The following is a 2,559-nucleotide window of genomic DNA, read 5'->3' on the forward strand; positions in this document are numbered from 1 at the left end:
TTCAGAAAATGGCGTCTATAATTATTTTTAAGCAAATGATACCCTATCACTATAGAAATTAAATAGTGGAGGGTATTTTATTTATGTCTAGGAAAAATAATTTAGCCCAAATATGGGCAGAACGAATAAAAGCTTGCCAAGCAAGCGGAATAAATGTAAAAGCTTGGTGTGGAGAAAATAATGTTAGTGCTAGTCAATATTATTATTGGATCAGGAAACTAAATAATAGCTCTAATGAACTTGTTGGAGATAATTCAGTTGAATGGGCTGAGGTATCATTAGAACCTAAAAAGAAAAATATCGATAACGGAGGTTCAATTACCTTAAACTACAACGGTTTTAAATTAGAAATATCTAAGAATATTAAAAGGGATGATATAGCAGAAGTTTTAGCTGCTCTAGTTTCGGTATGTTAAATAATATAGCTGATGGTGTGGAACATATTCATATAGCCTGCGGCGCTACGGATTTTAGAAAGCAGATTGATAGTCTTTCAGCACTGGTCAGCCTAAAATTTAATCTAGATCCATTTACTCCAAAATGTTTATTTATATTTTGCAATAAAAGCAAAAATTCTATAAAGATTCTTAGATGGGACAATGATGGATTTATATTGCTTACCAAAAAACTTGTAGAAAAAATGAAATTTCAATGGCCGAAAGACTCCGAAGGAGTAAAAAATATTTCAGCTAGAGAACTTAGATGGTTATTAGAAGGTTTATCTATAGAACAACCTAAAGCCCATAAAAATATTAGTATTAATGAAGAAATTTGTTTCTAAATCTAGCACTAAAAAAGTCGGTAATTGCTTGAAATTACTGACTTTTAGCGCTTATTATGGTATAATATACCTATAATAAGTTCATAAGGGGGTTAGGTTGAAACATGGCTAGAGATGAATATGAAGAACTACTAGAATTGCGTAAAAAAGTTAAAGAACAAGAAGAAAAAATTGAAACTTTAAATTCACAAGTAGAGAACCTAACTCAAGCTATTTTACATAAGAATAAGAAATTATTTGGAGCATCTACAGAAAAAACTCCAATTGAAGGACAAATTTCTTTATTTAATGAAGCTGAAGCTTCAACTGATAGTGGGGCTATTGAACCTACTCCAGAAAATATAATAGTTTCAACACATAAAAGAACTCCAAGAAAAAAAGGAAGTAAAGAAGCTGTTATAAAAGATTTACCTCGAGAAACTGTTGAATGTATATTAGAAGGCGAGGATTCTCTTTGCCCGTACTGTGCAACAGAGATGGCTTCTATCGGTAAAAATGTTGTTAGAACCGAAGTTGAATTTGTTCCACCATCTGTTAAAGTAATTGAATATGTACAATATGTATATAAATGTCCCGAGTGTGGTACTGCTGATAGCAGCGCCGATGTAATAGTAAAAGCTCCTGTACCAAAGCCAGTAATGAAGAGAAGTTTAGCTTCGCCTTCCACTGTTGCAGAAGTTATTTATCAAAAATATGTTAATGGTATGCCACTTTATCGACAGGAACATGATTGGCTCCAAAGAGGATTTAATCTTTCAAGATCAACAATGGCGAATTGGATTATTAGATCTAGCAACGAATGGCTAAAGCCGATGTATAATCTCATGAAAAAAGAGCTCCATAATTGTGAGATTATAAATGCTGATGAGACTAGAATTCAATGCAATAAAGAACAAGGCAGGAAACCTTCTAGCCAATCTTTTATGTGGTTATACCGTTCCGGTGAAAGCGAAGATAAAAATATAGTTATCTTTGAATACACTAGAACTAGAGCAGGTAAGCATGCGCAAGAATTCCTTAAGGAATTTGATGGATTTTTAGTTACAGATGCGTATGCTGGTTACGAAAAGGTTGAAAATATTATTCGTTGCCTTTGCTGGAGCCATGTAAGAAGATATTTCATTGAAAGTATTCCTTTAGATAAAGGAAAGGAAATTCCAGGATCAAAAGGATCTGAAGGCAGAGCCTTTTGCGATAAACTTTTCAAATTTGAAAGAGAATTAAAAACCCTTACGCCTGAAGAAAGGCTTATTAAGCGTCAAGAAAAAAGCAAGCCTGTTCTTGAGGATTTTTGGAATTGGCTTGAAACCATAAATCCGATGAATAATAAAAAGCTTAGTGAAGCTATTACTTATGCTAAGAATCAAAGAGCATATTTAGAGAACTTCCTTTTAGATGGGCGTATTCCCATTTCGAACAATGCAGCTGAAAACTGTATACGTCCCTTCGCAGTAGGTCGTAGAGGTTGGCTTTTTGCAGATACCCCTAAAGGGGCGGAAGCTAGTGCCATTGCCTATAGCATAGTTGAGACTGCAAAAGCTAATAACCTAAATGTGTTTCAGTATTTAAGTTATTTATTTAGATTATTGCCAAATATAAACTCTGCTGAGAACCCGCAACTGCTGGAGCAGTATCTTCCTTGGTCAGGAAGTTTACCTGAATGCTGCTATAATAAGAATAGTAAACAAAAAAATGAGGAGTCCGCTTAACTGCGAGCTCCTTTTAACTATATAGTAATTTATTTATTTTTAAAATACGCTATTTTCTGAACCGCTTAC

General features: G+C 33.8%; 3 protein-coding genes. All 3 read left to right on the plus strand.

The window, feature by feature from the left end; translation table 11 throughout:
* The first annotated feature begins 83 nt into the window (after positions 1-83).
* The 3 genes from AAT22_RS18370 to AAT22_RS18380 all read left to right on the plus strand — a co-directional run bounded on the left by AAT22_RS18370 (position 84) and on the right by AAT22_RS18380 (position 2,490).
* A complete protein-coding gene (locus tag AAT22_RS18370) occupies positions 84-416 on the plus strand; it encodes a hypothetical protein (protein WP_016209187.1) in 333 nt (110 codons plus the stop codon).
* Positions 410-781 carry an IS66 family insertion sequence element accessory protein TnpB gene (tnpB, locus tag AAT22_RS18375; RefSeq protein WP_047002325.1) on the plus strand — a complete coding sequence of 124 codons (372 nt, stop codon included), beginning with the start codon at positions 410-412 and terminating at the stop codon, positions 779-781. Before AAT22_RS18370 ends, tnpB begins: the two co-directional genes overlap by 7 nt.
* Positions 782-885: 104 nt before the next feature.
* Entirely contained in the window at positions 886-2,490 is a 1,605-nt protein-coding gene (locus tag AAT22_RS18380; protein WP_016209189.1) for an IS66 family transposase, read from the plus strand.
* Positions 2,491-2,559 lie beyond the last annotated feature (69 nt).

Origin of the sequence: Clostridium sp. C8, assembly GCF_001010885.1 — a bacterium.
In the GTDB taxonomy this organism is placed as follows: Bacteria; Bacillota; Clostridia; order Clostridiales; family Clostridiaceae; genus Clostridium; species Clostridium sartagoforme.

Coding starts and splice junctions, on each gene's coding strand:
- AAT22_RS18370 (WP_016209187.1), top strand. CDS start 84: ATGTCTAGGAAAAATAATTTAGCCCAAATATGGGCAGAACGAATAAAA.
- AAT22_RS18380 (WP_016209189.1), top strand. CDS start 886: ATGGCTAGAGATGAATATGAAGAACTACTAGAATTGCGTAAAAAAGTT.
- tnpB (WP_047002325.1), top strand. CDS start 410: ATGTTAAATAATATAGCTGATGGTGTGGAACATATTCATATAGCCTGC.